This is a genomic window from Streptomyces marinisediminis (genome assembly GCF_026262575.1).
GTDB classification, from domain to species: Bacteria; Actinomycetota; Actinomycetes; order Streptomycetales; family Streptomycetaceae; genus Streptomyces; species Streptomyces marinisediminis.
The window spans coordinates 169,532-189,678 of record NZ_JAPKFL010000008.1 but is presented as its reverse complement, the minus strand read 5'-3'; the positions used below and the strand labels follow the sequence as shown (position 1 = coordinate 189,678).

Below are 20,147 nucleotides of genomic sequence, written 5' to 3'. Positions count from 1 at the left end.
CCCCCGGCTCAGGAGGCGGCCGCATGACTCACGGCGGGCAGGAGGAGAACGGGTTCGACGAGTGCCTGTTCGCGGAGCTGGTCGCGCAGGCGCAGGCCGCGGCGCCGATGGACGTCGGCGCCCTGGTGGACCGGTGCGCCAGGGCGCTGGACCTGGAGAGCGTCGTCCCCTACGTGGCCGACGTCCAGCAGCGCCACCTCGTCCCGCTCACCGACCACGCCGGGGCCGCGCTGGAGATCGACGCCTCGACGGCCGGGTGGGCGTACCGCACGCTGTCGCTGCGTGTGGAGGAGAGCCGTGGCGGGGACCCGGACGAGGCGGTGCTGACGGCCTGGCTGCCGCTGCTGGACGGCGTCGAGCGCATCGGCGTGCTCGCCGTGCACACCATGAGCCTGGACGCGCGCGGGCTGCGCCGCTGCCGCGTGCTCAGCTCGCTGCTGGCCCTGCTCATCTCCTCCAAGCGGACGCACAGCGACAGCTTCGCCCGGCACACCCGCACGGAGCCGATGCGCCTGGGCGCGGAGATGCTGCGCACCCTCCTGCCCCCGCGCACCATCGGGGACGCCCGGGTGATCTCCACCGGTGTGCTGGAACCGGCCTACGAGCTGGGCGGCGACGCCTTCGACCACGCGCTGGGCCGCTCCCACCTGCACGCGGCCATCTTCGACTCCGTGGGCCACGACCTCTCCTCCGGACTGACCACCGCCGTGGCCCTGGCCGGCTGCCGCAACGCCCGCCGCACCGGGTCCGGCCTCGCCGGGCTCGCGGAGACCATCGACCAGGCGCTCGCCCAGTGGCTCCCGGAGCAGTTCTGCACCGGGATCCTCGCCCGGCTGGACCTGGCCACGGGCGTGCTGAGCTGGTGCAACTGCGGCCACCCGCCGCCGCTGCTCATCCGCGACCAGCGCGTCGTCGCGGGGGCGATGGAAGGGCGGCCGCAGCCGCCCATGGGCCTGCCCGCACGGCTGGCCCGCACCGGCCAGGGGCGCGCGGTCGCCGAGCTGCGGCTCCGGCCGGGGGACCGGGTGCTGTTCTACACCGACGGCGTCACCGAGGCGCGGCGCGACGACGGCTCGCTGTTCGGCCTGGAGCAGTTCACCGACTACATCATCCGCGCCACGGCGGCCGGCGAACCCGCCCCGGAGACCCTGCGGCGCCTGATCCACGAGATCCTGGACCAGCGCAACGAGCTGCGGGACGACGCCACCATGCTGCTGATGGAGTGGACGCGGGCCGAGCCGCGGCCGTGAGCCGCGCGGCGCCGCACGGGCGGCCCGTCCCCCGGGTCCCCCCGTGCGGCGGGCGGTTCAGCGCACGGGCCGGCTCTCCCGCTCCACCCGCTGCGTCCCGGACCGGGTGCGGTAGGAGCGGGCGTGCTCGCTGGTGGCGTCCGGCCGGGTGCGGTCCGACAGCCGGTAGAAGTCCATCTGCGTCCGCTCGGCCGTCACGTCCAGCACGCCGTAGCCGTGCGCGTCGGTGTCGACCCAGCGGGCGTGCCGGTTGGCGGCGCGCAGGGCGGCGGAGGCGAGGGGCGTGGCGGTGCCCTCCGGGACGCGCAGGTAGTCGTCGACGTTGTCGGAGGTCACCGACGTCACGACGAACTCGGTGGCGGCGGTGGGCGACAGCGGGTACGTCCCGGCTTCCACGGGCACGTCGTTGGCCCACGCCATGTGGATGTCACCGGTGAGGAAGACGGTGTTGTCGATGCCGTGGGTGCGCAGGTGGGCGAGGAGCTCGCGCCGGTCGTCGGTGTAGCCGTCCCACTGGTCGGTGTTGGGTGCGAGCCCGCCGCCGGGCAGGCCGAGCAGCTCGGCCAGCGGGCGCAGCAGGTAGGCGGGCACCGACCCGAAGGCCAGCGGCGAGATCATCACGGACGTGCCCACCAGGTGCCAGCGGGTGCGGGAGGACGCGAGCCCCGCCTTGAGCCAGTCGAGCTGCGCCCGCCCGGTCAGCGTGCGCGCCGGGTCGTCCACGGAGCCGTCGCCCGCCGCGGCCTGCTGGTCGCGGAACGAGCGCAGGTCCAGCAGGTGCAGGTCGGCCAGGGTGCCGAAGCGCAGGTGGCGGTAGGTGCTGCCGCTGACGGACGGCCGCACCGGCATCCACTCGAAGTACGCGCGCTTGGCGGCCGTCACCCGGTCCGCCCAGGACCCCTCCACGCCCGGGGTGTGGTTCTCCGCCCCGCCGGACCAGGCGTTGTTGGCGAACTCGTGGTCGTCCCAGATCGCGATGACCGGGTGGGCGGCGTGCAGCGCCCGCAGGTCGCGGTCCGTCTTGTACTGGGCGTGCCGGACGCGGTAGTCGGCGAGGGTGGTGATCTCGTGCGCGGGCTCGTGCGGCCGCACCGTGCGGCCCCGGGTGCCGTAGGAGCCCGCGGGGTACTCGTAGAGGTAGTCGCCCAGGTGCAGCACGGCGTGCAGGTCGCGGCGGTCGGCCAGGTGGCGGTAGGCGGCGAAGTACCCGGCCTCCCAGTTGGAGCACGAGACGGCGCCCAGCCGCAGGTTGCCGGGGGTGGCGTCGGCGGCCGGCGCGGTGCGGGTGCGCCCGGCGGGGGAGCGGGTGCCGCCGGCGGTGAACCGGTAGTGGTAGGCGGTGTCGGGGCGCAGGCCGCGCACGTCCGCCTTCACGGTGTGGTCGGCGGCGGCGTCCGTGCGCACGGCGCCCCGGGCGGCGACGCGGGTGAAGGCGGCGTCCTCGGCGACCTCCCAGGCCACCTCCAGCGCCGGGCCCAGGCCGGAGCCGGGGGTCGCGGCGGGTTCCGGGGTCACCCGGGTCCACAGCAGCACGCCGTCGGGCAGCGGGTCGCCGGAGGCGACGCCGTGGTGGAAGGCGGGGCGGGCGGCCGCGGCCGCGCGGGCCGGGGCGCCGGCGGCCAGGGGGGCGAGGGCGGCGGTCGTCGCGGCGGCCGTGACGACGGCGCGGCGCGGCGGGCCGGAGCGCGCGCGAGGCGGGCGCGCGGCGGGGTCGGTGGACGGGTGGCCGGGTGGGGTGTCAGCAGTGGTCACAGCGGCGGACGTTAGAGGCCGGGGCGCGCTCACGGTAGGTGAAATCCGGCTGTTCACCCACCTGTCGCCCGCGCGTGGGGCGGCGCCTTGGCCCGTTCGCCGCCGCGGGGTGGCGGGGGCCGCGGCGGTACCCGCGCGGGGCGACCCACGCGGCATGGCGACGGGCGGCCGGCGCGTGGGCCGGCCGCCCGTCGGTGCCGGAGGCGGGTCACCGCCCCCGCGCGTGGGTCACTTCTCCAGCGCCGCCTCGACGGCCTGTGTGAACTGCTCGGGCGAGGGAGCGGGCATGTTCGGGACCTCCAGCTTCTCGCCGTCCATCACGAACGAGGGGGTGCCCGTCACGCCGTCCTTGTTGTCGTCGAACTTCTCCGACATCTCCAGCGCCCACCTGTCGAACGTGCCCTCCTCGACGTTCCGCTCGAACTCGGCGTTGTCCTTGAGCGCGTCGACCTCCTGGGCGACGTCGAGGAGGTAGTCATCCTTGGCGAACTCGTCCAGGCTCTCCTGCGGGTGGTTCTCCGCGGAGTACAGCGCGTACTTGTACTCCATGAACGCGTCCTCGCTCACGTCCAGCGCGGCGCCGAGCGCGCTGAGGGAGTTCTTGGAGCCCTCGCCGCTGGCGACGTCGTCGATGAAGGTGGCCATGGTGTAGGACACCTGGTACTTGCCGTCCGCGACGTGCTCCTTCAGCGTCGCGCCCGCCGACTGCTCGAAGGCCGCGCAGGCGGGGCAGCGCATGTCCTCGTAGACGTGCAGCGTCTTCTCGGCGCTCTCGTCCCCGATGAGGACGGTCGTGCCGTTCTCGCCCGAGGCGTGCTCCGGCACGACCAGCTCGCCGTCGGAGGCCTTGTCCCAGTCGCTGCCCATCTGGGTGACGGCGTAGCCGATGCCCCCGGCGATGGCGAGGATGGCGACGACGGCCCCGGCCACGCCGAGCTGGCGGCGCCGCTTGTCCTTCTTGGCCTGCTGTTCCCGCTCGACGCGGAGCCGCTCGCGGGCGGCCCTCTTGGCGTCCTGGCTGTTGCGCTTGCTCATGGTGTGTTCTGCTCCGTGACGGTGTACGACGTGGGGGACGGTCCGCGCCGGCGCGGCGCGGCGTGGCGGCGGGCCGGGTTCAGCCCGCGGCGGCCGTGCGCGGCGGGCCGCGTCGTACCACGGAGTGGGTCAGGAGGGGGAGGGCGGGCAGCGGACGGGCCCGGTGCGCGGGGCGCGGGCCGGTGCGCGGAGCCGCCGCCCGGGCGGCGGTGGGCACGGGCCGGGCCACGGGCGGCCACAGCAGCTCGTAGGCGTGCGCGGCCGCCGCGCGCAGCAGCCGGGCGAACGCCTCCTCGCCGCGCCACAGCCAGACGGCGGCGGCCAGCCCGACGGCCACGTGGCCGCCGAGGAGCAGCCACGGCGCGGCGGGGTGGGCGAGGGCGGGCGCCGGGCCGTCGGCGGCCATCCGGGCCAGCGGCGTGCCGAAGCCGCCGCCCGCGCAGACCAGGTCCAGTCCCAGGCTGCGCAGCGGCCCGGTCACCGGGCCTCCGGCCGTGCCGTAGCAGGCGGCCTGGCCGCTGGTGAAGACGGTGTCCGCGGCGAGCTGCAGCGGTATCAGGGTGGCCGCGATCGCGCCCAGGCCGCGCCTGCGGTCCCCGAGCACGAAGGCGCAGCCGAAGACGGCGCCGGCGACGGCCAGCAGCGTGGCCCAGGGCACCGGCGTCCCCGACAGCAGCACGTGCGTGCCCGCGGACAGCGTGAGGCACACCGCGGTGAAGACCACGGCGCGCCCGGTCCGCGAAGCGGTGCGAGAGTCACCCATCGCGGCCGAGTGTGCCACGCCCCGGATAAGCGCGGAATCAAGCCCGCGCTCCGCAACCGTTCCGTGACCGTCACCCCGCCCCGGGACCGCGCCGCCCCGGGACCGCGCCGCCCCGGGACCGCGCCGCCCCGGGACCGCGCCGCGCCGGGACCGCGCCGCGCCGGACCGCGCCGCGCCGGACCGCGCCGCGCCGGACCGCGCCGCGCCGGACCGCGCCGCGCCGGGTCCGTGCCGGGCTCGCCTCCCGCCGGGCCACGCCCGTGCGCCGCGGGCCGGGGTGTCGGTGGCCGGTCGTAGACTCGGCGGCGCCCTGAGAACCCCGTGCCGGAGGTGGCCGCCCCGTGACCGATCAGCCGTTCACGCATCTGCACGTGCACACGCAGTACTCGCTGCTGGACGGCGCGGCGCGCCTGAAGGACATGTTCGCGGCGTGCAACGACATGGAGATGTCGCACATCGCCATGACCGACCACGGCAACCTCCACGGGGCGTACGACTTCTTCCACCAGGCCCAGGGCGCGGGCGTGACGCCGATCGTGGGCATCGAGGCCTACGTGGCGCCGGAGTCGCGGCGCTTCACCCGGCCGGTGCGCTGGGGCGCCCCCCACCAGAAGCGCGACGACGTCTCCGGCGGCGGCGCCTACACCCACATGACGATGTGGGCGCGGGACCTCACCGGCCTGCACAACCTCTACCGCGCCCAGTCCCGCGCCAGCCTGGAGGGCTTCTTCCGCAAGCCCCGCATGGACCGGGAGCTGCTCGCCGAGTACGCCGACGGGCTGATGGCCACCACCGGCTGCCCGTCCGGCGAGGTCTCCACCAAGATCCGGCTCGGGCAGATGGACGAGGCGCTGAAGGCGGCCGGCGAGTTCCAGGACATCTTCGGCAAGGAGAACTTCTTCGTCGAGCTGATGGACCACGACATCGACATCGACCGGCGCGCCCGCGCGGGTCTGGAGGAGATCGCGCGCAAGATCGGCGCGCCCTTCGTCGTGACGAACGACTCGCACTACACCTTCGAGCACGAGTCCGCCGCCCACGACACGCTGCTGTGCATCCAGACCGGCAGCAACCTCTCCGACCCCGACCGGTTCCGGTTCGACGGCTCCGGCTACTACCTGAAGTCGGCCGCCGAGATGTACGCGATCGACTCCTCCGACGCCTGGCAGGAGGGGTGCCGCAACACCCAGCTCCTGATCGCCGACCGGATCGACACCAGCGGCATGTTCAAGCCGCGCAACCTGATGCCGCGCTTCGACGTGCCGGAGGGCTACGACGAGGTGACCTGGTTCCAGGAGGAGGTCCGGCGCGGCATGGCCCGCCGCTACCCCGCGGGGGTCCCGGAGGACCGCCAGCGGCAGGCGGCCTACGAGATGGGCGTCATCATCGAGATGGGGTTCCCCGGCTACTTCCTCGTGGTCGCGGACTTCATCATGTGGGCCAAGAACAACGGCATCGCCGTGGGCCCCGGCCGCGGTTCGGCGGCCGGTTCGATCGTCGCCTACGCCCTGGGCATCACCGACCTCGACCCGATCGACCACGGTCTGATCTTCGAGCGGTTCCTCAACCCCGAGCGCGTCACCATGCCCGATGTCGACATCGACTTCGACGAGCGCCGGCGCGGTGAGGTGATCCGCTACGTCACCGAGAAGTACGGCGCCGACAAGGTGGCCATGATCGGCACCTACGGCACGATCAAGGCGAAGAACGCGATCAAGGACTCGGCCCGGGTGCTGGGCTACCCGTACGCCGTGGGCGACCGCATCACCAAGGCGATGCCGGCCGACGTGCTGGGCAAGGGCCTGCCGCTGTCGGGCATCACCGACAAGGACCACCCCCGCTACAGCGAGGCGGGCGAGATCCGGTCGATGTACGAGAACGAGCCGGACGTCACCAAGGTGATCGACGCCGCGCGGGGCATCGAGGGCCTGGTGCGGCAGATGGGCGTGCACGCGGCCGGCGTGATCATGTCCAGCGAGCCGCTGATCGACCACGTCCCGGTGTTCTCGCCCAAGAACGACGGCGTCGTGGTCACCCAGTGGGACTACCCGAGCTGCGAGGCGCTCGGCCTGCTGAAGATGGACTTCCTGGGCCTGCGCAACCTCACGATCATGGACGACGCCCAGAAGGCCATCAAGAAGAACAAGGGCGTCGACATCGAGCTCCTCGGGCTCCCGCTGGACGACCCGAAGACCTACGAGCTGCTCCAGCGCGGTGACACCCTCGGCGTCTTCCAGTTCGACGGCGGCCCCATGCGCTCGCTGCTGCGCATGATGAAGCCCGACAACTTCGAGGACATCTCCGCGGTCTCGGCCCTGTACCGGCCGGGCCCGATGGGCATGAACTCCCACATCAACTACGCGCTGCGCAAGAACGGGCAGCAGGAGATCACCCCGATCCACCCGGAGCTGGAGGAGCCGCTCAAGGAGGTCCTCGACGTCACCTACGGCCTGATCGTCTACCAGGAGCAGGTGCAGAAGGCCGCGCAGGTGCTCGCCGGGTACACGCTCGGCCAGGCCGACCTGCTGCGCCGGGCGATGGGCAAGAAGAAGCTGGAAGTGCTCCAGAAGGAGTTCGTCAACTTCCAGGCCGGCGCCCGCGAGAAGGGCTTCTCGGACGAGGCCATCCAGGCCGTGTGGGACGTGCTGGTCCCCTTCGCGGGCTACGCGTTCAACAAGGCGCACTCCTCGGCGTACGGGCTGGTCACCTACTGGACGGCCTACCTCAAGGCCAACTACCCGGCCGAGTACATGTCCGCCCTGCTCACCTCGGTGCGCGACGACAAGGACAAGTCGGCCGTCTACCTCAACGAGTGCCGCCGCATGGGCATCAAGGTGCTCCCCCCGGACGTCAACGAGTCGGAGGCCAACTTCACGCCGCGCGGCGACGACACGATCGTCTTCGGGCTGGCCGCCGTCCGCAACGTCGGCCAGAACGTGGTGGACTCCATCGTGCGCTGCCGCCGGTCCAAGGGCGCCTACGAGTCCTTCCCGGACTTCCTGGACAAGGTGGAGGCCGTCGTCTGCAACAAGCGGACGATCGAATCGCTGATCAAGGCCGGCGCCTTCGACGAGCTGGGCCACACCCGCAAGGGGCTGACGGCCCACTTCGAGCCGATGATCGACAACGTGGTGCAGGTCAAGCGCAAGGAGGCCGAGGGCCAGTTCGACCTCTTCGGGGACCTCGGCGGCGACGACGGCGGGGACGGCCCCGGCTTCGGCCTGGACGTGCAGTTCTCGCCGGAGGAGTGGGACAAGGGCTACCTGCTCGCCCAGGAGCGGGAGATGCTCGGTCTGTACGTCTCCGACCATCCGCTGTTCGGCATCGAGCACGTGCTCAACGAGAAGGCGGACGCGGGCATCTCCCAGCTCACCGGCGGGGAGTACAGCGACGGCTCGACGGTCGTCATCGGCGGCATCATCTCCGGCCTCCAGCGCAAGATGACCAAGCAGGGCAACGCCTGGGCCATCGCGACGGTGGAGGACCTGGCGGGCTCCATCGACTGCATGTTCTTCCCCGCCACCTACCAGTTGGTCTCCACGCAGCTCGTCGAGGACGCCGTCGTGTTCGTCAAGGGCCGCCTGGACAAGCGCGAGGACGTGCCGCGGCTGGTGGCGATGGAGCTGTCGGTGCCGGATCTGAGCGAGGCCTCGGCCAACGCGCCGGTGACGATCACGATCCCGACGGTCAAGGTCACCCCGCCGCTGGTGGCCAGGCTCGGCGAGGTGCTCACCCACCACCGGGGCTCGTCCGAGGTACGGGTGCGGTTGCAGGGGGCGCGCAAGACCACGGTCCTGCGGCTGGACCGGCACCGGGTGACGGCCGACCCGGCGCTCTTCGGGGACCTGAAGGAGCTGCTGGGCCCGTCCTGCCTGACGGGGTGAGGCCCCGGCCGTCCGCGCACGTCCGGCCGCGTCCCGCCCGCCGTTCGTCCGGCCCGTCGGCTGTCCCCGGCCGTCGTCGGCCCGCGTCCGGCTGCCGTCCGTGCGCCGCCGGCCCGGGTGCCCGATCACCGTCCGTCGGCGTCCGGTCACCGGGCGGGTGGGGCCGCGGTGGCCGACGGACGAGGGCGCGGTCCCCTGGGGGAGCCGCGCCCTCGTCACATGCCGCGTGCGAAAGGGGTGGAGGGAAGCGGTCAGTTGTGGCCGAGCCGCTTCGGCTTGCGCGTCGAGCCCGAGCCCGACTCCTCGACGCGCGGTTCCTCCGTGGTGCTGTCCCGCCGCTCCGGCCCGGGGCCGGAGCGGCTCGGCCTCTGGCGATCTCGGTTCTTGTTCTTGGCCATGGTGAACCTCCTCAAGGTCCTTGGAACAGGGCCGTGATCAGATTCGCACGGCACGACACTCCTCGCATTTCGGGCAACACCCTTCGTGCGCGGGGCGCTCCGTGTGTCCGGATCGACACCGACCGCCCACGCTTTCGCCACGCCGAAGATCGAGTTCCCGCTGATAACCCCGGTACGGTCGGGCAGACTCGAAGAAACCGGCCGACGGCCGACTGTGCTGTCCGACGAGAGTGGGTGGAGCGTGGACCGCTGCGTCGTCCTGGTGGACGCCGGATACCTCCTGGGCGCCGCCGCGAGCCTGCTGGCCGGGGAGCCCACCCGCTCCGGGATCACCGTCGACCACGCCGCGCTCATCCAGGGCCTGCGGGAGCGCGCGGAGGTCGAGACCGGTTGCGGGCTGCTGCGGATCTACTGGTTCGACGGCGCGCCCGACCGCGTCCCGCAGCCCGAGCACCGCAGGCTGCGCGTCATGCCCCGGGTCACGGTCCGCCTGGGCGCCCTCACCCGGACGGACGGCCGCTGGGCGCAGAAGGGCGTGGACGCGGCCATGCACACCGAGCTGACCGAGCTGGCGCGCAACCGGGCCTGCTCCGACATCGTGCTCGTCACCGGCGACGGCGACCTGCTGCCGGGGCTGATGTCGGCCAAGGAACACGGCGTGGCCGTCCACCTGTGGGCCCTCCAGGCGGCCGACGGCGACTACAACCAGTCCGAGGACCTGGTGGCCGAGGCCGACGAGCGCCGGGTCCTGGACCGCGACTGGATCACCCGGGCGGTCCGGGCCAGGGAGGGCGCCTGCCCCGGTGCGCCGCACGCGCCGACCCGGCCGGAGATCGCCGCCATCCTCTCCGCGCCGCTGCCCGAATCCGGGCGCGGCGGCTCCTCGCCCTCCGGGCTCGCCGGCAAGAACGGCGCCGCACCCGAGTCCGGCGCGCAGACCGCCGCCCCGCCGCACCCCGCCGAGGAGCCGCCCGGCGCCCATCCGCGCGGCGTGCCCACCCCGAAGGACCTGGCCGAGCTCGGCCGGCCCCCCGCCGCCCCGCACAGCGCATCGCAGCAGGCCCCGGCCGGCGCCACCCTGCGCTGGTCCTCCGACAAGGGCTGGGTGGACCGGGGCGGGGCCCCGGCCGAGCCGCCGGAGGCCGCGTCCCTGCCGATGCTGGCCCAGCTCACCAGCGCCGAGCAGCGCTGGGCCGACCGCGAGGAGGACATCACCGCCGTCAGCGGTGACCCCTTCGAGGTCGGCCAGGTCTACGCCCGCCGCTGGATCGCGCGCCTGGGCGGCCCCGGCCACCTGCACCAGCTCACCGCGCTCTACCCGCGCATCCCGCACCGCATCGACGGGGAGCTGCTGCGCTACGCCGCCCGCTTCGGGCTGCTCGCGCACAAGGACGACCAGATCGACGAGAACGACCGCTACGCCATCCGCGCCGGCTTCTGGCGCGAGGTGGACACCCACACCGGCACCGAGCGCGCCCCCGCCGAATAGCGCCCGCCCCCGCCCCGCGGGCGGCACCCGTCGCTTGGGGAAGGGGTGCGTACGGGGCGCGAAGGGCAGCGCGTACCCTCGTACGTCGTGGATACGGGCGCACTGCGAGACGGCACCAGCGGCGGGCCGGTGTGCGCGGTGCGGGGCCTGGTCAAGACGTATCCCGCACAGCGGTCCCGGCGCCGGGCGCCGGTGGCCGCGCCGGTGCGGGCCAGCGACGGCGTCACCCTCAGCGTGCGCCGCGGCGAGCTGTTCGGCCTGCTCGGCCCCAACGGCGCCGGGAAGTCCACCCTCGTGCGCCAGCTCACCGGGCTGCTGCGGCCCGACGCGGGCGAGATCACCGTCCTCGGCCACGACCTCGTGCGCCACCCCGAGCGGGCCGCGCGCCTGCTGGCCTATCTGGGCCAGGAGTCCACCGCGCTGGACGAGCTGACCGTCTGGCTCGCCACCGAGACCACCGCGCGGCTGCGCGGCCTGCCCCTGGCCGACGCCCGCCGCGCCACCGGCGCCGTGCTGGAGGAGCTGGACCTCACCGCGCTCGCCGCCCGCCCGCTCAAGCGGCTCTCCGGCGGCCAGCGCCGCCTGGCGTGCGTGGCCACCGCCCTGGTGGGCGAGCGGCCGCTGCTCGTCCTGGACGAGCCCACGACGGGCATGGACCCCGTCGCCCGGCGCGCCGTGTGGGCCGCGGTGGGCCGGCGGCGCGGCGAGCGCGGCACGAGCGTGGTGCTGGTCACCCACAACGTCATGGAGGCGGAGTCGGTGCTGGACCGGGTGGCCGTCCTGGACCGCGGGCGGGTCATCGCCTGCGACACGCCCGGCGGGCTCAAGGCGCTCGTCGGCGACGACGTGCGGCTTGAGCTGGTGTGGCGCGACGAGCCGCCGCTGCACTTGCCCGAGGTCGCCGCGCTGTCCCCGGCCGCGCGGCGGACCGGCCGCCGCTGGTCGCTGCGGCTCCCCCCGGATGCCGCGCGGGCCGCCGTCACCGCCGTCACCGGCGGCGCGGCGTTCGCGGCACTGGACGACTTCTCCCTGGCCACGCCGAGCCTCGAAGACGTCTACCTGGCCCTCGGCGGCCGTACGGAAGGTCTGGTGAAGGCGTGAGCACCCTGTCCGCCGAGTCCGCCCCGGGGGCGGCGCCCCGCGCGGCGCGCGACGCGGTCCCGGTGCCGCGCGGCGACGGCGCCGCCGAGCTGGCACCCCGCGTCCGGCTGTGGCCCGCGCTCGGCGCGGTCTACCGGGCCCAGCTCTCCCGGGCCCGCGTCGCCCGTATCCCGCTGCTGTTCGTGGCCACCTTCCAGTCCATCGGGATCATGGTGCTGCTGCGCGGGGTCGTGACGCCCGGCCCCGGGCCGGAGGCGCAGGCGGTCGTCGCCGGGTCCAGCGTGCTCGTCGTCGCCTTCGTGGCGCTGAACCTGCTGGCCCAGCACTTCGGCGCGCTGCGCGCCTCCGGGGGGCTCGACCACTACGCCACCCTGCCGGTGCCCCCGGCGGCCGTGGTGCTCGGCGCGGCCGCCGCCTACGCCTCGTTCACCGTGCCCGGCGTCCTCGTCACGGCGGTGACCGGCAGCCTGCTGTACTCCCTGCCGGTCACCGGGCTGTGGGTGCTGCTGGCGGTCATCCCGCTGGCCGGGGCCGCGCTCGCCGGGGTCGGGGCCGCGCTCGGCCTCCTCGCGCCCCGCCCGGAGCTGGCCACCCTCTGCGGCCAGCTCGGCATGTCGGCCGCGCTGCTGCTCGGGGTGCTGCCGCCGCAGGCGCTCCCGGAGCCGCTGCGCTGGGCCCGCGAGCTGCTGCCCTCGACCTACGGCGTCGAGGCGCTGGCCGCCACCTTCGGCCCCGCGCCCGCCTGGGCCAGCGTCGCGCTCGACCTCGGCGTGTGCGCCGCCGTCGGCGCCCTGGGGCTGGCCCTGGCCACCTGGGCCTACCGCCGCGCGGCCGTCCGCTGACCCGGGGCGCGGAGCACCGGGGGGCTCGCCCGGTGCTCCGCCGACCGGCCCGGCCTGGCACGATGGCGGGGTGACCGCACCGACACCGCCTCCGCCGGAGCCCGGACGCCCCCCGCAGCACCCCACGGCGCACGCCTACGACCCGTGGGCCGCCACCGAGGCGGACGCGCCGCCCGCCGCCGGTGCGGAAGCGCCCGACGGGGGTCCGGCGCGGGCGGTGGGCGCGGAGGACGCGCGGACCTGGGCGGTCACCGCGGCCGCCCTCACGGCGCTCGGCGCGGCCTTGGGCCTGCTGTGGTGGTGGCTGGCCCCCGAGGTGGTCTACGTCTCCGACGGGCGGCGGGCGTTCCTGCGCAACAACGAGAGCGAGCACTCCTTCGGCGTCGACGGCACGTTCGTGCTGCTCGCCGCGGCCTTCGGGCTCGGCTGCGGCGCGCTGGCCTTCGCGGTGCGGCGGCACGGCGGCGTCGGCGTCGTGCTCGGGCTCACCTCCGGCGGCGTACTCGGCTCCTGGCTGGCCGCCTGGCTGGGCGGGGTGCTCGGCCCCGGCGCGGACCTCACCGCGCGCGCGGTGGAGGCCGGGCGGGGCGGGGTGTTCACCGGCCCGCTGGAGCTGAGCAGCCTGGTGCTGCTGCTGGTGTGGCCGCTGGTCGCGGTGGCCACCCACCTGGTGGCCCTGGGCGCCCTCGGGCCCCGCGAGCCCGCCCCCCGGCCGCTGGTGCACCCGCGCTGGGCGCCGGAGGGGGACGACGCGCCTCCGGTCGGCGGACCGCCCCCCGGGCCGGCGCCGCGCGGCTGAGCTCCGCGAGCTGCGGTGCGCACGGCCGCGCCGTGCGGGCTGCCGGGGTGCTGGGCTGCCGGGCTGCCGGGGTGCTGGGCTGCCGGGGTGCTGGGGTGCCGGGCCCAGGGTGGGCTCGCCGCGCCGTTCGCCACCGCACGCACGGAAACGCCTCGGAGGGCGCGCGTCACCGCCGTCGCGCTCGCTCCACGGGCGGCCCCGGTGCGGTGCCGGCCGCCGCCGGCCGCTCAGTCCCGGGCGATGGGCGCGGTGCGGGCGGCGGTGAGCGCGACCAGGTCGCCGGGGGCCAGCTCCACCTCCAGGCCGCGCCGACCGGCCGACACGCACACCGTGGCGTGTCCGGCCGCCGAGGCGTCCACCACGGTGGGCAGCCGTCGGCGCTGGCCCAGCGGCGAGATGCCTCCGCGCACGTAGCCGCTGGAGCGCTCGGCCGCCGCCGGGTCGGCCATGACCGCGCGCTTGCCGCCCACGGCCGCCGCCAGGGCCTTGAGGTCCAGCGACCGGGCCACCGGGACGACGGCGACGGTCAGCGCCCCGTCCACCTCGGCGACCAGCGTCTTGAACACCTGCTCCGGCGCCACGCCGAGCGCCCGCGCCGCCTCCTCGCCGTAGGACAGCCCGGCCGCCGGGTCGTGCTCGTAGGCGTGCACCGTGAAGGGCACGCCCGCCTCGGTGAGCGCGACCGTGGCCGGCGTGCCGTTGCCGCCGCCCTGCCGCTTCCTCGCCTTCGCCATGGCCGCCGTCCCCTTCCGGGTCAGTTCGGGCAGGTGGGCTGCTGGGTGAGCTCCACGGCGGGCAGCGAGGGCAGCTCGCCCAGGACGGCCGTCTCCCGGCGCAGCAGCCGCAGCTCCTCGCGCAGCCGGGCGGCCGTGTCCGGGGCCTGGAGCAGCCGCTGCTTGTCGGCGGTGTCCAGCACCGTCGCCGCCGCCACCAGGTAGGAGACGACCGAGGGTTCCTCCGGCAGCTCCTGACCCGTGGTCAGGGTGAGCTGCTGCGCCCCGGCCAGGCGCTTGCGGTACCCGGCGAAGGCGCGCAGCACGCCGGCGGCCAGCGGCGCCGCGCCCTCGCCGTCCTCCTCCTCCAGCTCCTCGACCTCGCCGACCAGGTAGGGGCCCGAGGCGTCCACCGACAGCAGCCGGAACCGGCTGGTCCCGGTGGCCATCAGCTCGTAGCCCTCGCCCTCCTCCCGCTCGCGCACGGTGGAGGCGTCCGCGACGCAGCCCACGCTGTGGAAGGAGGCGAGCGGGTCGGTCCCGAACCCGGCCGTCGGCCCGCGCTCGGGCGCCGGCGCGGAGCCGTCGGGCAGGCCGGTCCCGGTGGGCGCCACCTCGTGGCCCTCCCGGATCGCGACGACGCCGAACGGGCGCGGCTCGTCCTCCGGGACTTCCAGCAGGTCCCGGACCAGGGCGCGGTACCGCGACTCGAAGACGTTCAGCGGCAGCACCAGCCCGGGGAAGAGCACGGTGTTCAGCGGGAACAACGGAAGGCGCGCGATGGTCACAGTCGGCCACCTTACGGCGTCCGCGGCCCGCCGCGGCGCGGTGGTGCTCCCCGGTCCCGCCGCCGCCCCCGCCGGGCGCCGCCCCCGGGCAGCGCCCCCGGGCAGCGCCCCCGGGCACCGCCCCCGCGCTCCCGCACGGCCCGCGCGCCCGGCCGCCCGCACGCCGGAGCCGCCCGCGCGCTGCGCCGCGGGCGGCGCCCGGAACCGGCCGTGGCGTCCGCGGGCGCCCCGGGCGCCGCCCGCCGCCCTCGGACGGCCCGGCGCGCCCGGCGCTCCGGTGGCCCGGTGCTCCGGTGCCCGGCGGCCCCCGGGCCCGGCCTACTGCCGTCGCAGGACGCGGGTGACGCCGGCGGCGGCCGTGGTGGCGAGGACCCAGCCGGCCAGGACCAGCGCCACGGACACCCCCTGGCCCGCGCCCGCCGGGTTCCACGCCTTGTCGTGGCCCAGGTCGATGACCGGCAGCAGCAGGTCGAGCACGTAGACGGCGGTGTTCCAGTGGGGCGTCTTCTCCGGGTCCAGCGGGGCCGGGCGGCGGCGGCCGGAGAAGAACAGGGTGCCCGCCAGCCACAGCACCGCCATCCACAGCGCCGCGAGGCCGGGCCGGTAGCCGTAGGCGACCGTCCAGTCCTGGAGGTACCCCCACATTTTCCCCGCCAGGGAGAGCGTCTCGCGGCGGCGGCGCTGCTTGGCCAGCAGGACCAGGCGGGCGTCGGCGTCCTCGCCGCTGTTGCGCAGGACGGTGGCGAGCTGCTCATAGGGGCCGGGGGAGTACTCCGGCGTCGCGGCCCCGACCCACTCCAGGCGGCGGGCCAGCGGGAACGGCCCGACGGGGATCACCTGCTCGTAGGTGAACCCGGCCATCCACAGCCCGTCGCGCACCGGCCAGCTCTCCTGGCGGTCCACCAGGTTCCCCACGGTCGCCCCGGACAGGACGACGCGCCCCCACTCGGGGCGCTCGGGGGTGAAGCACAGCTCCGGGGTCTGCACCCGGCGCAGCGAGATCTCCTGGTCGGGCCCGAGGGTGAAGCGGGCCTGGTCGATGACGAGGGAGTCCCCGAACCGGCCGTCGTCGAGCTTCATCCCGCCGGTGCACTGGAAGTTCTTGTACCGGGGCGGGAAGCCGGCCGCGTCGCCCGGGGCCCGCGCCGGGGCCGACGCGTCGGGGCGGTACGGCGTGCCGGCCGGCGGCGTCGGGCTCTGCGCCGCGTAGACGGTGCCGGGACCCGAGGGCGCGAAGTGGGCGAAGCGGGCGACGTGCATCTCCGGGGCGTGCAGCGCGTACCGCCCGCGGTGGCTGCGCAGCACGCTGCCGTACAGGTACAGCGAGCCGCCGATCTGCGCGCCGCGCAGGCTCACCTCGCCGGTGCACAGCAGCAGGGCGGCCTGGAGGTCCTGGCCCACGGACAGCCCGTCGGCGGCTATGGCCCGCAGCCGCTGCCCGCTGCCGACGGTGCTCTCGCCCAGCAGCAGGTCGGTGCCGATCGCGGCGTCGGTGAGCCGGACGCCCTCGGGCACGGTGCAGCGGGCCAGGTGCAGGTCGCCGTCGGTGCCGGCCCGGGCCGCCTCCACCCGGGGCACGTGGCAGTCCACCAGGCGGAACGTGCCCATCCGGCACTCGGTCAGCACCAGCTCCTCCTCGAACCGGCACTGCACGAACTCCGCGAAGTGCTGCACCCGCCCGCCGGACAGGTCGAGGCGGCCGGTGATCAGCGCCCCGCGGAGCTGCAACGAGGCCACCCGGCCCAGCAGCGGCGGCGGCCCGTGCAGCAGGAGCAGCGCGACGACCCGGGCCCGCACCGCGCGCTGCGGCCCCCACGCGCCGTCCCCCACGGGGTCGTCGCGGCCCGGGTCACCGGTGCGCAGGTCGTGCGTGCTGCCGTTGCGGAAGGCCTGCCACAGCCCCCACTCGGCGGTCGTCAGTTGGAGCTCGGCCGGCGGTTCGCCGTCGGTCAGCGGCTCACTCACACCCGTTCCCCCTCGTCGTCGGCCCCCGTACGTGACGAGATCGCTACGTACGGCCTACCCGCCCGTCCGCCCCGCGTATCACGCTTCGATACGCGGGCCGGGACACCCCCGGTGGTCTGCGAGACTGGAGGGGTGCTGCGAACCATTTCCCTGGCCCGGATCGATCTGCGCGGTTCCGCCGACGGCGGCGTGCGCGGCCGGATCGACCGCGATGTGCTGCCCCGTGCCGAGCTCGACGTCGAAGCCGCCCTGGAGAAAGTGCGGCCCATCTGCGAGGACGTCCGGCATCGCGGCACCGCGGCGCTGATCGACTACGCCCGGCGGTTCGACGGCGTCACCCTGGACCGCGTCCGCGTCCCCGCCGAGGAGCTGAAGCGAGCGCTGGAGGAGCTGGACCCGGCCGTGCGGGCCGCGCTGGAGGAGTCCGTCCGCCGCGCCCGCGCCGTCCACCGCGCCCAGCGCCGCACCGACCACACCGTGACCGTCGTCGAGGGCGGCACCGTCACCGAGCGCTGGGTGCCGGTCGAGCGGGTGGGCCTGTACGTACCGGGCGGCCGGGCGGTCTACCCGTCCTCCGTCGTGATGAACGTCGTGCCCGCGCAGGAGGCCCGGGTCGACTCGCTCGCCGTCGCCTCACCGCCGCAGGCGGACTTCGGGGGCCTGCCGCACCCGACGATCCTGGCCGCCTGCGCGCTGCTGGGTGTGGACGAGGTGTACGCCGCCGGCGGCGCCCAGGCGATCGCCATGTTCGCCTACGGCACCGAGGAGTGCGCCCCGGCCCAGCTCGTCACCGGCCCCGGCAACATCTGGGTGGCCGCCGCCAAGCGTCTGCTCAAGGGCCGCATCGGCATCGACGCCGAGGCCGGCCCCACCGAGATCGCCGTCCTCGCCGACGACACCGCCGACCCGGCGCACGTCGCCGCCGACCTGATCAGCCAGGCCGAGCACGACACGCTGGCCGCCGCGGTCCTGGTCACCGACTCCGAGGCGCTCGCCCGGGCGGTCGACGCCGAGCTGACCGAGCAGGTCGCCGCCACCCGGCACGGCGAGCGGATCACCGAGGCGCTCGGCGGCCGCCAGTCCGGGGTCGTCCTCGTCGACGACGTCGAGCACGGCCTGCGGGTCGTGGACGCCTACGCCGCCGAGCACCTGGAGATCCACACCGCCGACGCCGCCGCCGTCGCCGCCCGGGTCCGCAACGCCGGAGCCGTCTTCGTCGGCCCCTACGCACCCGTGTCGCTGGGCGACTACTGCGCCGGCTCCAACCACGTGCTGCCCACCGGCGGCTGCGCCTGCCACTCCTCGGGGCTGTCCGTGCAGTCCTTCCTGCGCGGCATCCACGTCGTGGACTACACCCGCGACGCGCTCGCGGAGGTCACCCACCACGTGGTCGCGCTCGCCGAGGCCGAGGACCTGCCCGCCCACGGCGCCGCGCTCAAGGCCCGCTTCGACTGGAAGGTGCCCGGCGCGTGACCGCCCTGGACGACCTGCCCGTCCGCGACGAGCTGCGCGGCTCCTCCCCCTACGGCGCGCCGCAGCTCGACGTCCCGGTGCGGCTGAACACCAACGAGAACCCCTACCCGCTGCCCGAGGAGCTGGTGGCGCGGATCGGCGAGCGCGTCACCGAGGCCGCGCGCGGCCTCAACCGCTACCCGGACCGCGACGCCGTCGAGCTGCGCACCCGCCTGGCCGCCTACCTCACCCGCACCTGCGGCCACCCGGTCAACGCCGACGGCGTGTGGGCGGCCAACGGCTCCAACGAGGTGCTCCAGCAGCTCCTGCAGGCCTTCGGCGGCCCGGGCCGCACCGCGCTCGGCTTCGACCCGTCGTACTCGATGCACGCCCTGCTCGCCCGCGGCACCGGCACCGGCTGGGTATCCGGGCCGCGCCACGAGGACTTCACCGTCGACGTCGAGGCCGCCCGCCGCGTCATCGCCGAGCACCGCCCGCACGTGGTCTTCGTCTGCTCGCCCAACAACCCCACCGGCACCGCCACCCCGCCCGAGACCGTGCTCGCGGTGTACGAGGCCGCGCAGCGGGCGGCCGGGGGGCGCGGCGCCCTGGTGGTGGTGGACGAGGCGTACGGCGAGTTCAGCCACCGGCCCTCGCTGCTGCCGCTGATCGAGGGCCGCCCCAACCTGGTGCTCTCCCGTACCATGTCCAAGGCCTTCGGCGCCGCGGGCCTGCGCTTGGGCTACCTGGCCGCCGACCCGGCCGTGGTCGACGCCGTGCAGCTCGTGCGGCTGCCCTACCACCTGTCGGCCGTCACCCAGGCCACCGCGCTGGCCGCGCTGGAGTACACCGACACGCTGCTGGGCTACGTCGAGCAGCTCAAGAACGAGCGGGACCGCCTGGTCACCGAGTTGCGCGCGGCGGGCTGCGACGTCGTGGCCTCCGACGCCAACTTCGTGCAGTTCGGCCGCTTCGACGGCCCGGGCGGCGCGCACGCCGTCTGGCAGGCGCTGCTGGAACACGGGGTGCTGGTCCGGGACAACGGCGTCCCCGGCTGGCTGCGGGTGACCGCGGGCACCCCGCAGGAGAACGACGCGTTCCTGGACGCGGTACGTGCAGTGACGAAGGAGAACGAGCGATGAGCCGCGTGGGCCGTGTGGAACGCACCACCAAGGAGACGTCCGTGCTCGTCGAGGTCGACCTCGACGGGACGGGCAGGGTCGACGTCGCCACCGGCGTCGGCTTCTTCGACCACATGCTGGACCAGCTCGGCCGCCACGGGCTGTTCGACCTCAGCGTCAAGACCGACGGCGACCTGCACATCGACAGCCACCACACCATCGAGGACACCTCGCTGGCGCTGGGCGCCGCCTTCCGCCAGGCGCTGGGCGACAAGCGCGGCATCGTGCGGTTCGGGTACGCCTCGGTGCCGCTGGACGAGTCGCTCGCGCAGGTGACCGTCGACCTCTCCGGCCGCCCCTACCTGGTGCACTCCGAGCCGGACACCATGGCCCCGATGATCGGCCCGGACTACGACACGACGATGACGCGGCACATCCTGGAGTCGTTCGTCGCGCAGGCCCAGGTCGCCCTGCACGTGCACGTGCCCTACGGCCGCAACGCCCACCACATCGTGGAGTGCCAGTTCAAGGCGCTGGCCCGCGCGCTGCGCCAGGCCGGTGAGATCGACCCGCGGCAGACGGGCATCCCCTCCACCAAGGGCGCCCTGTGACCGGACTCTCCACCCTGCTGATCTTCGTCGGCCTGTTCCTGCTGGGCGGGGTCTTCTCCCTGCGCAAGCAGGGGCTGCCCACGGGCGTCATCGTGCTCGTCGGCGTCGGCGCCGCCCTGGCGCTGACGGCCGGCATCCTGCGACTGGAGGTGTGGCAGTGACGGGGAACGCCAACAACGACAGC

Annotated in this window: 17 protein-coding genes; 10 read left to right on the top strand and 7 right to left on the bottom strand. The window is 75.1% G+C overall.

The window, feature by feature from the left end:
* The first annotated feature begins 23 nt into the window (after positions 1-23).
* Positions 24-1,250 carry a PP2C family protein-serine/threonine phosphatase gene (locus OSB71_RS09340; RefSeq protein ID WP_265946345.1) on the top strand — a complete coding sequence of 409 codons (1,227 nt, stop codon included), beginning with the start codon at positions 24-26 and terminating at the stop codon, positions 1,248-1,250.
* 57 nt (positions 1,251-1,307) lie between these two features.
* On the opposite strand, the gene OSB71_RS09335 is transcribed toward OSB71_RS09340, so the two are convergent.
* The 3 genes from OSB71_RS09335 to OSB71_RS09325 form a co-directional block, all read right to left on the bottom strand.
* Positions 1,308-2,873 carry an alkaline phosphatase D family protein gene (locus tag OSB71_RS09335; protein WP_265946377.1) on the bottom strand — a complete coding sequence of 522 codons (1,566 nt, stop codon included), beginning with the start codon at positions 2,871-2,873 and terminating at the stop codon, positions 1,308-1,310.
* 357 nt (positions 2,874-3,230) lie between these two features.
* Positions 3,231-4,037 carry a thioredoxin domain-containing protein gene (locus OSB71_RS09330; protein WP_265946343.1) on the bottom strand — a complete coding sequence of 269 codons (807 nt, stop codon included), beginning with the start codon at positions 4,035-4,037 and terminating at the stop codon, positions 3,231-3,233.
* Positions 4,038-4,116: 79 nt separating this feature from the next.
* Positions 4,117-4,800: a hypothetical protein gene (locus OSB71_RS09325; protein WP_265946341.1), complete on the bottom strand. Its 684-nt coding sequence runs from the start codon at positions 4,798-4,800 to the stop codon at positions 4,117-4,119.
* 341 nt (positions 4,801-5,141) lie between these two features.
* Between OSB71_RS09325 and dnaE the strand changes: the two genes are divergently transcribed.
* Positions 5,142-8,684, top strand: coding sequence for a DNA polymerase III subunit alpha (dnaE, locus tag OSB71_RS09320; RefSeq protein WP_265946338.1), 3,543 nt, complete (start codon positions 5,142-5,144; stop codon positions 8,682-8,684).
* Between the two features lie 251 nt (positions 8,685-8,935).
* Here dnaE and OSB71_RS09315 read toward each other — a convergent pair whose 3' ends face one another.
* Positions 8,936-9,082: a hypothetical protein gene (locus OSB71_RS09315; RefSeq protein ID WP_265946336.1), complete on the bottom strand. Its 147-nt coding sequence runs from the start codon at positions 9,080-9,082 to the stop codon at positions 8,936-8,938.
* 241 nt (positions 9,083-9,323) lie between these two features.
* Between OSB71_RS09315 and OSB71_RS09310 the strand changes: the two genes are divergently transcribed.
* The 4 genes from OSB71_RS09310 (at position 9,324) to OSB71_RS09295 (ending at position 13,313) form a co-directional block, all read left to right on the top strand.
* Positions 9,324-10,571: an NYN domain-containing protein gene (locus OSB71_RS09310; protein ID WP_265946334.1), complete on the top strand. Its 1,248-nt coding sequence runs from the start codon at positions 9,324-9,326 to the stop codon at positions 10,569-10,571.
* Between the two features lie 87 nt (positions 10,572-10,658).
* Positions 10,659-11,672 (top strand): ABC transporter ATP-binding protein, encoded by a 1,014-nt coding sequence (locus OSB71_RS09305; protein WP_265946332.1) that lies wholly within the window; start codon positions 10,659-10,661, stop codon positions 11,670-11,672.
* Entirely contained in the window at positions 11,669-12,514 is an 846-nt protein-coding gene (locus tag OSB71_RS09300; protein WP_416237226.1) for an ABC transporter permease, read from the top strand. The genes OSB71_RS09305 and OSB71_RS09300 overlap by 4 nt, the downstream gene beginning before the upstream one ends.
* 70 nt (positions 12,515-12,584) lie before the next feature.
* Positions 12,585-13,313 (top strand): ABC transporter permease, encoded by a 729-nt coding sequence (locus OSB71_RS09295; protein ID WP_265946330.1) that lies wholly within the window; start codon positions 12,585-12,587, stop codon positions 13,311-13,313.
* Positions 13,314-13,540: 227 nt separating this feature from the next.
* Here OSB71_RS09295 and ybaK read toward each other — a convergent pair whose 3' ends face one another.
* The 3 genes from ybaK to OSB71_RS09280 form a co-directional block, all read right to left on the bottom strand.
* Positions 13,541-14,047, bottom strand: a complete 507-nt coding sequence (gene ybaK / locus OSB71_RS09290; RefSeq protein ID WP_265946328.1) for a Cys-tRNA(Pro) deacylase — start codon at positions 14,045-14,047, stop codon at positions 13,541-13,543.
* Between the two features lie 20 nt (positions 14,048-14,067).
* Positions 14,068-14,814 (bottom strand): LON peptidase substrate-binding domain-containing protein, encoded by a 747-nt coding sequence (locus tag OSB71_RS09285; protein WP_265946326.1) that lies wholly within the window; start codon positions 14,812-14,814, stop codon positions 14,068-14,070.
* 318 nt (positions 14,815-15,132) lie between these two features.
* Complete coding sequence (locus OSB71_RS09280) at positions 15,133-16,779, bottom strand: oxidoreductase (protein ID WP_265946324.1); 1,647 nt, start codon at positions 16,777-16,779, stop codon at positions 15,133-15,135.
* A gap of 132 nt (positions 16,780-16,911) precedes the next feature.
* Between OSB71_RS09280 and hisD the strand changes: the two genes are divergently transcribed.
* From hisD to OSB71_RS09260, 4 genes are read left to right on the top strand one after another with little or no spacing between them, the layout of a single operon-like run.
* The gene (gene hisD, locus OSB71_RS09275; RefSeq protein WP_265946322.1) at positions 16,912-18,252 is read left to right on the top strand and encodes a histidinol dehydrogenase; all 1,341 of its coding nucleotides are present in this window, start codon (positions 16,912-16,914) and stop codon (positions 18,250-18,252) included.
* Positions 18,249-19,373 carry a histidinol-phosphate transaminase gene (locus tag OSB71_RS09270; protein WP_265946320.1) on the top strand — a complete coding sequence of 375 codons (1,125 nt, stop codon included), beginning with the start codon at positions 18,249-18,251 and terminating at the stop codon, positions 19,371-19,373. Before hisD ends, OSB71_RS09270 begins: the two co-directional genes overlap by 4 nt.
* Entirely contained in the window at positions 19,370-19,963 is a 594-nt protein-coding gene (gene hisB / locus OSB71_RS09265; protein WP_265946318.1) for an imidazoleglycerol-phosphate dehydratase HisB, read from the top strand. The genes OSB71_RS09270 and hisB overlap by 4 nt, the downstream gene beginning before the upstream one ends.
* A complete protein-coding gene (locus tag OSB71_RS09260) occupies positions 19,960-20,124 on the top strand; it encodes a CG2302 family histidine operon protein (RefSeq protein WP_265946316.1) in 165 nt (54 codons plus the stop codon). Before hisB ends, OSB71_RS09260 begins: the two co-directional genes overlap by 4 nt.
* Positions 20,125-20,147 lie beyond the last annotated feature (23 nt).